7 protein-coding genes are annotated in these 7,356 nt (G+C 31.3%); all 7 read left to right on the top strand.

Going from position 1 to position 7,356, the window contains the following annotated elements:
* Positions 1 to 267: 267 nt before the first annotated feature.
* The 7 genes from BLT46_RS12805 to BLT46_RS12775 all read left to right on the top strand — a co-directional run bounded on the left by BLT46_RS12805 (position 268) and on the right by BLT46_RS12775 (position 7,232).
* Positions 268 to 741: an Lrp/AsnC family transcriptional regulator gene (locus BLT46_RS12805; protein WP_090410511.1), complete on the top strand. Its 474-nt coding sequence runs from the start codon at positions 268 to 270 to the stop codon at positions 739 to 741.
* A gap of 2 nt (positions 742 to 743) precedes the next feature.
* Positions 744 to 1,766: an EamA family transporter gene (locus BLT46_RS12800; protein ID WP_090410510.1), complete on the top strand. Its 1,023-nt coding sequence runs from the start codon at positions 744 to 746 to the stop codon at positions 1,764 to 1,766.
* A 250-nt stretch (positions 1,767 to 2,016) separates the two neighbouring features.
* Positions 2,017 to 3,771, top strand: coding sequence for a 30S ribosomal protein S1 (rpsA, locus tag BLT46_RS12795; RefSeq protein ID WP_090410509.1), 1,755 nt, complete (start codon positions 2,017 to 2,019; stop codon positions 3,769 to 3,771).
* A 452-nt stretch (positions 3,772 to 4,223) separates the two neighbouring features.
* The gene (locus tag BLT46_RS12790; protein ID WP_090410508.1) at positions 4,224 to 5,015 is read left to right on the top strand and encodes a 5-bromo-4-chloroindolyl phosphate hydrolysis family protein; all 792 of its coding nucleotides are present in this window, start codon (positions 4,224 to 4,226) and stop codon (positions 5,013 to 5,015) included.
* Positions 5,015 to 5,773 carry a hypothetical protein gene (locus BLT46_RS12785; protein WP_090410507.1) on the top strand — a complete coding sequence of 253 codons (759 nt, stop codon included), beginning with the start codon at positions 5,015 to 5,017 and terminating at the stop codon, positions 5,771 to 5,773. The genes BLT46_RS12790 and BLT46_RS12785 overlap by 1 nt, the downstream gene beginning before the upstream one ends.
* A gap of 11 nt (positions 5,774 to 5,784) precedes the next feature.
* The gene (locus tag BLT46_RS12780; protein ID WP_090410506.1) at positions 5,785 to 6,873 is read left to right on the top strand and encodes a toxic anion resistance protein; all 1,089 of its coding nucleotides are present in this window, start codon (positions 5,785 to 5,787) and stop codon (positions 6,871 to 6,873) included.
* A gap of 131 nt (positions 6,874 to 7,004) precedes the next feature.
* Entirely contained in the window at positions 7,005 to 7,232 is a 228-nt protein-coding gene (locus tag BLT46_RS12775; RefSeq protein WP_090410505.1) for a hypothetical protein, read from the top strand.
* Positions 7,233 to 7,356 lie beyond the last annotated feature (124 nt).

The raw sequence follows: 7,356 nt of genomic DNA, 5'->3' as shown, positions 1-7,356 counted from the left end.
ATGGTACTGCTAAGCAGTGGGAGAGTATGACGCCGCCTTTCTTTTGAATCCCCAATCTCTATGAGGTTGGGGATTTTTTTTGCTCTAAACTGAAGGAGTTTAAATTATTGTATATGCTAATGCTTTCTTTTTTAGGTATACTTTATGTTATATATGTAGCTGTATATAATTTGGTTTGTGGTTTGTTTTGTAGTATATAATTCTTTTTTAAAATAGTTGTACCGAATATAATTCTTTTGTTATCTTTGCACTCGCAAAATATAGATGATGGAGTATAAATTAGATGAAATAGACTTAAAGATCTTGCGTATGATGCAGGATAATGCGAGAATTAATAATTCTGAATTAGCAAAGGAAGTTGGAATGGCTCCCTCTGCAATTCTTGAAAGAGTTAAAAAATTGGAGCAAAAAGAAGTCTTACTTGAGTTTAATGCAAGAGTTAATCCCAAAGCTATTAATCAAAAGATGCTTTCGTTTATTTTTATAAAAGTAGATGAGATAATTGGAGATGAAGAAACAGGAAAGCTTTTAGCGGAAATACCAGAAGTTTTGGAAGTACACGATATTGCAGGTGATGATGGCTATATGATTAAAGTCCGTACTTCAGATTCACTTGCTTTAGTTCACCTGATGCGTAATTCTTTGTCTAAGATTCAAGGGATAATATCGACAAGGACTATAATTGTGTTACAAACAGTTAAAGAAGATAATAAATTAATAATACCAGAAATTTTAGATTAGTTATGGGAGCAGTTGCTACAAATGGTACAAGTAAAGGAACAGTGATATTTGCTTATCTTGTAGTTTATTTTGTTTGGGGATCTACTTTTTTCTTTATTCACAAAGCATTAAGTGATTTCACACCTTTCGTTTTAGGATCGTTACGTTTTTTCGCAGCAAGCATGATTTTATTGACTTACTGCAAGATGCGTGGGTATAAGCTGTTTAATAAGAAAGTGGTTAAACAGGCTTGTATTACTGGGTTCTTATTGTTGTTTATTGACATGGGAGCATTGATTTGGGCAGAACAACACGTCTCAAGTGGTATTGCTGCTATTATGGCTGCCGCTGCCGCTTTATGGTTTATTATTTTAGATAAACCTCAGTGGAAGAATAACTTTTCTAGTATTCCAATTGTATTAGGATTGATAATGGGATTTATAGGCGTAATAATGTTGTTCGCTGAGCAAATTACTATTGCAAGTGATGAGTCTCAGAAGTTATTGAATATCTTCTGTATGGTTTTACTAATCATAGGATCTATTGCTTGGACTATCGGTTCGTTGTATTCAAAATATTCAAAGGACAAGAATGATGATCAAGGTGAGGATTTACACGTTATGGTTAAGACTTCTTGGCAAATGATTACAGCTGGTGTATTGTTTGCTCTTGTAGCAACGTTAAATGGTGAGTTTGCTGCGTTTGATCCAGGTGATGTATCTACAGGTGGTTGGTTCTCGTTAGCATATTTGATCACATTTGGTTCTATTTTAGCTTTTGGTTCATATATTTGGTTAATTCAAAATAGACCAGTTACTGAAGTTAGTACATATGCTTATGTAAATCCAGTTGTAGCAGTAGCATTAAGTTACTTTTTTACAGATGATATTATTACAAGTTTACAAGTAGGCGGATTAGGAGTTGTGTTAGTAAGCGTTGCTTTAATGAATTGGGATTTATACAAAGGCAGTAAGATTTTTAAAAGTTTTAAAAAGAAATCTGCTTCTCAAAAAAAAGACAATGAACAATTGAATATTAGTAATTGATAGTATTTATAAAAAAATGCCTTTGGAAAAACCAAAGGCATTTTTTATTTAAAGCTTTTATATTGAGTTGTTTGAATTGTAAAAATAAAATAATTGTTTTGGTAGGTAATTTAATTGTATTACTTTTGCACAGCTTTTAGATCAACATGGTTTCCTAATAGCAATTATAAAATAATATTTAAACCCTTCTGTTTTTAATAATTGATTTATAGAGACTTATAATAAAAACAGAATACAAATTTTATCAGATATGTCTGAAAACATTAAAACACAAGAAGAATTTTTAAAAGATTTTAACTGGGATAACTACGAAAACGGTATTGATGCTGTTGATGAGAACCAATTAAAAGAGTTTGAAAACTTAGTAGACAAAACGTTTATCTCTACAGATGACGAAGAAGTAGTAGAAGGAGTTGTTGTAAGAATTACTGACAGAGATGCGATTGTTGATATCAACGCTAAATCTGAAGGTGTTATTTCATTAAATGAATTCCGTTACAATCCAAACTTAAAAGTTGGTGATAAAGTTGAAGTATTAATTGACGTTAGAGAAGATAAATACGGACAATTAGTTTTATCTCACAGAAAAGCTCGTACTATCAAAGCTTGGGATAGAGTTATTGCTGCTCATGAGACAGGAGAAATCGTTAATGGTTTCGTAAAATGTAGAACTAAAGGTGGTATGATCGTTGACGTATTCGGAATCGAAGCATTCTTACCAGGTTCTCAAATTGACGTTAAACCAATCCGTGATTACGATCAATACGTGAACAAAACAATGGAATTCAAAGTAGTTAAAATTAACCACGAGTTCAAAAACGTTGTTGTTTCTCACAAAGCTCTTATTGAAGCTGATATCGAAATCCAGAAAAAAGAGATTATCGGTCAATTACAAAAAGGTCAAGTGTTAGAAGGTGTTGTTAAAAACATTACTTCTTACGGTGTATTCATTGACTTAGGAGGTGTTGACGGATTAATCCACATTACTGACTTATCTTGGTCAAGAATCAACCACCCAAGTGAAGTATTAGAATTAGACCAAAAATTGAATGTTGTAATCTTAGACTTTGATGACGAGAAAACAAGAATTCAATTAGGTTTAAAACAACTTTTCGCTCATCCATGGGATGCTTTAGATTCTAACTTAAACGTAGGAGATAAAGTTAAAGGTAAAGTAGTTGTTTTAGCTGACTACGGTGCTTTCATCGAAGTTGCTGAAGGAGTTGAAGGTTTAATCCACGTTTCTGAAATGTCTTGGTCTACTCACTTAAGATCAGCTCAAGATTTCGTAAAAGTTGGAGACGAGGTAGAGGCAGTTATTTTAACTCTTGATAGAGAAGAAAGAAAAATGTCTTTAGGTATCAAACAATTATCTCAAGATCCTTGGACTGATATCACTTCTAAATACCCTGTAGGTTCTAAACATACTGGTATCGTTCGTAACTTTACAAACTTTGGTGTTTTCGTAGAATTAGAAGAAGGAATTGATGGATTAATTTACATCTCTGACTTATCTTGGACTAAGAAAATCAAACACCCATCTGAATTTGTAAACGTTGGAGACAAATTAGAAGTTGTTGTATTAGAATTAGACGTTGAAGGTCGTAAATTATCTTTAGGACACAAACAAACTACAGCTAACCCATGGGATAAATACGAACAAGCTTATGCTGTTGGTACTGTTCACACAGGTGAAATCTCTGAATTAGTAGACAAAGGTGCTACTGTAGTATTCGAAGATGACGTTGTAGCTTTCATCCCAACTCGTCACTTAGAAAAAGAAGACGGTAAAAAGTTGAAAAAAGGTGAAACTGCTGAATTCAAAATTATTGAGTTCAACAAAGAATTCAAAAGAGTTGTAGCTTCTCATACATCTATTTTCCGTGAGGAAGAAGAGAAAAATGTAAAAACAGCTGAAACAGTTTCTGCTTCTGCTGAGAAAACTACATTAGGAGATATCGACGCTCTTGCTGAGTTAAAAGAAAGAATGGAGAAAGGAAACTAATTCCTAGTCTTTTATAATATTTCTTAAGCCCCAACATTTGTTGGGGCTTTTTTTATGCTTTTTTGATATTGCCTATTTAATTCCATGTACAACCATGTAGTTTCTTACTTCTATATACTTCATTTCTTGTTAATGGTTTAACTGTTATAATAGCTACATAAAAGTGTATTTTAACCTATGGTAAATAGTTTTACTAAGGTTAATAGAAATCTTTATTTCCCAGTATTTTTTTCTGTGATAACCAATATTTTCCTTTAATAATGGTGATGTTTTATTATTACTTTTAGATTATAGGTTGTGTTTATAATAACTCGATATTTTATTTATTCACATATAAGATGATTGTAGGTGAAACTGTCTTTATTCCTGTAAATAGTGTGAAGTATATGATAAGATTTATATGAATGTAGTTTGCTTTTTAATATCTTTAGTACAAAATTAAATGTTTACAAATGGGTTGGTTTACTAATCGCAGTAAAAGTTGGGAGTTTAAAAGCTCATTAGTTTTATTAGGAGTTGTCGGAGGAGTGAGTTTTTTAAGTTTAGGATTACTCACACCAATTGCTGTAGCTGTATTTGGAGCTATCGTTAAAGTAAGTAAGTGGACTAAAACCACATTATTTATATCATTAATCTACTTATTATTTTTGGTCATTTCTTTATTTGCTTATATGGCAAATCAAGGCTTTACAACTATTCTTACATTAAATTTTATCAGTTTCTATATCTATGTAGCTTATATGTCTTTGTATTTAGGAGAGTATTTGCAACGCTTAGATTTAAAAGACTATATCAATTTAGAGAAGGATAAAGAATATAGCTATTTTTCGATAATGAATCAACTTGTAAATGTAGAAGAGAATATATCACGTAAAGATTTATTTATAAACAATCTCACAAATCTTAAAAAGAATATAACTAATATTTCTATGCAGGATGATGTAGACGAATTAATACGTTTAGTAAATATTATTGTTGAAACAGATCCATCCAAGAGTGATTTGTTTTTTGAAAGACACGCGTCGACAATTGAAAATGCTTTACAACAATATATAACACTTGATAAAGATTATTTGCAAAATACAGAAGTTAAAGAAGCAAAGGAGAAGTTGGAACAATTGATTAGTTCTGCTCGATTAGCATTTGAAAATGAATTGTCAAAAATGTTTGAAATGCAAATATTAGAGGTAGATGCTGAAGCAGAAGTATATTTATCTATATTAAAAGGAAGAGGATTGTTATAATGGGAGTATTTACAGAGAAATCAAAGAATTGGGAAGTTAAGACTGGTTGGCTAAGTATTCTGGCTATAGCTTTTCCATTTATTCTTCCACCAGGTGCTATGTTCTATATGGCAATTGTAGGACGTATTCGTAATTTGATATATGGGGGATTAGTTTGGAGTGCCTTATACGTAAGTGTTTATTTTATGTACCTCACTTTTGGAGAACTATTTTTGGTTAAGGTTATTTCATTTTTGGTTATGTTAAGTGGGGCTGTTGTTGTAGGTATGCATTATAAAAGTTTTTTGCAGCGCGTTGATTTACGCTCAATTATTAATGTGAGATGGGGTGTAGAATATGATTATGTTGAATTTATGCGTCGTAAACGTATATCTGAAGTGTTGTCTGTTAGTGATTTTGTCATTAGTTTAGACCGTTGGAAAAATGTGCTTACAAATGACGAAGTAAAAGGAAATATTGCTTTAATGATTTCAATGACTAAATCAATTACTAAAAACAATAAGAACATAAGTAATTTATTTTTGGAACGTCACGCTTATTCAATAGAAAATATATTGCAACAATACCATCAATTGGAATTGTCTAAATTAGATAATGATACTGTAAAGCAAGCCGAATTAAAGCTTCGATCTACTATAGCTCAAGCTACCAAAGCATTTGAAAACGAATTAATGAATCAGATGAAATTTCAAAATATAGAAATGGAATCAGAGTCAGAAGTATATGTACAAGATTTAAAAAATAGAGGACTATTATAAAAAAAAGAAATATGGAAAAGGATATTCAACAATTAAGAGATGAAAGAGCATTAGCTCCTGAGGTTTCAGTGGATTTTAGTCCACAAGAATTAAAGCAAATTGAATCCTATAAAGGAAGCATTGATTTGTCAAATACAACTCAAGTTATTCAATATGGTGCGGCAAGTCAGCTAAAAGCAAGTGCATTTGCTACTGAAATATTGAAACAAGTACAGACAAAAGATTTAGGTGAAACAACAGACATCCTTGTTGGTTTAAAAGAAGATGTTAAGTCATTTGAGGGTATTGCGAATAAAAAGAGTCTATTTCCATTCTTTGATACATTGAAAAAGAAAATAGCAAGGTTACAAACGCAGTATTCTAAAGTAGAAGATAATATTAATGCAGTTGAAGTGCAGTTAGAGCGTCATTATAAGATAATGATGAAAGACGTTGCAATGTTTGACAAGCTATTTGATGAGAACAAGAATTACTTTAAAGAATTGTCACTTTATATTGCTGCAGGTGATGAAAAGCTACACGAATTAAATACAATTGAATTGCCAAGATTAAAAGCTGAAGCTGAAGAGGCTAATGATCCTGGTAAAATACAAGCATTTAAAGATTTTGAACAACAAGTAGTTCGCTTTGAAAGAAAGGTTCACGATCTAAAATTAACGAGAATGGTTATTTTACAATCATCACCTCAAATCAGAATGGTACAAAACAATAGTTTGATGTTGATGGAAAAATTACAGTCAAGTATTGTAAATACATTGCCATTATGGAAAAATCAAATGGTATTAACATTAGGCTTAGCTCGTTCTCAACAAGCATTAGGAGCGCAACAAGCAGTAAATGATGCTACAAATCAGTTATTGACTAAGAATAGTGAGATGTTAAAAGATTCAACGATTAAGATCGCAAAAGAAACCGAACGTGGAATAGTAGATATAGAAACAATTCGTAAAGTTAATTCAGATATCATTACTACAATTGATGAAATTGTTCGTATCCAAGCAGAAGGACGTGAGAAAAGACGTGCTGTTGAAATTGAGTTAAAAGATTCTGAAAATGATCTAAAGAAACATTTGCTAAGTAACAATAATTCAGTTAAGTAGCTAAAAAGTAAGTAAGATAAATTTAAGGTTAGTAGCAATGCTAACCTTTTTTTGTTTACTATGGTTTGATTTTTGTAAAGTAGTTCATAGTTAATTACTTAACGAATAATATTTTACATAAATCTTGAGAAATGAAGATAGCAACTATCGGTATAACAGAATGTTCAGTAATTGTAATTGGACTATTATTATTAGCTATTTATTTGGGCTATGGATTAATTCATTTAGTTATGAATTTACGTATAGTTGGAAGAGAATCAAGAGTATGGTTACTTATGATGTTTTTATTGCCACTAATAACGCCAGCAGTATATTTTAAATTACACGCAAATGACTCACTGCCTATATTTAAAAAGTAATGAATAGAGTAATTAAAAAAGCTACCCATTGGACTGACCCCAAAAAGTTGGACGAAGTTATGCAATCTTTTTAATATAATGAGCTCGGTATTCTACCGGGCTCATTCCATTTAAATTAATGCGA

It is taken from the genome of Myroides phaeus, assembly GCF_900099675.1.
GTDB lineage: Bacteria > Bacteroidota > Bacteroidia > Flavobacteriales > Flavobacteriaceae > Flavobacterium > Flavobacterium phaeum.
This window is presented reverse-complemented; position numbering and strand designations above follow the sequence as displayed.

Coding starts and splice junctions, on each gene's coding strand:
- BLT46_RS12805 (WP_090410511.1), top strand. CDS start 268: ATGGAGTATAAATTAGATGAAATAGACTTAAAGATCTTGCGTATGATG.
- BLT46_RS12800 (WP_090410510.1), top strand. CDS start 744: ATGGGAGCAGTTGCTACAAATGGTACAAGTAAAGGAACAGTGATATTT.
- rpsA (WP_090410509.1), top strand. CDS start 2,017: ATGTCTGAAAACATTAAAACACAAGAAGAATTTTTAAAAGATTTTAAC.
- BLT46_RS12790 (WP_090410508.1), top strand. CDS start 4,224: ATGGGTTGGTTTACTAATCGCAGTAAAAGTTGGGAGTTTAAAAGCTCA.
- BLT46_RS12785 (WP_090410507.1), top strand. CDS start 5,015: ATGGGAGTATTTACAGAGAAATCAAAGAATTGGGAAGTTAAGACTGGT.
- BLT46_RS12780 (WP_090410506.1), top strand. CDS start 5,785: ATGGAAAAGGATATTCAACAATTAAGAGATGAAAGAGCATTAGCTCCT.
- BLT46_RS12775 (WP_090410505.1), top strand. CDS start 7,005: ATGAAGATAGCAACTATCGGTATAACAGAATGTTCAGTAATTGTAATT.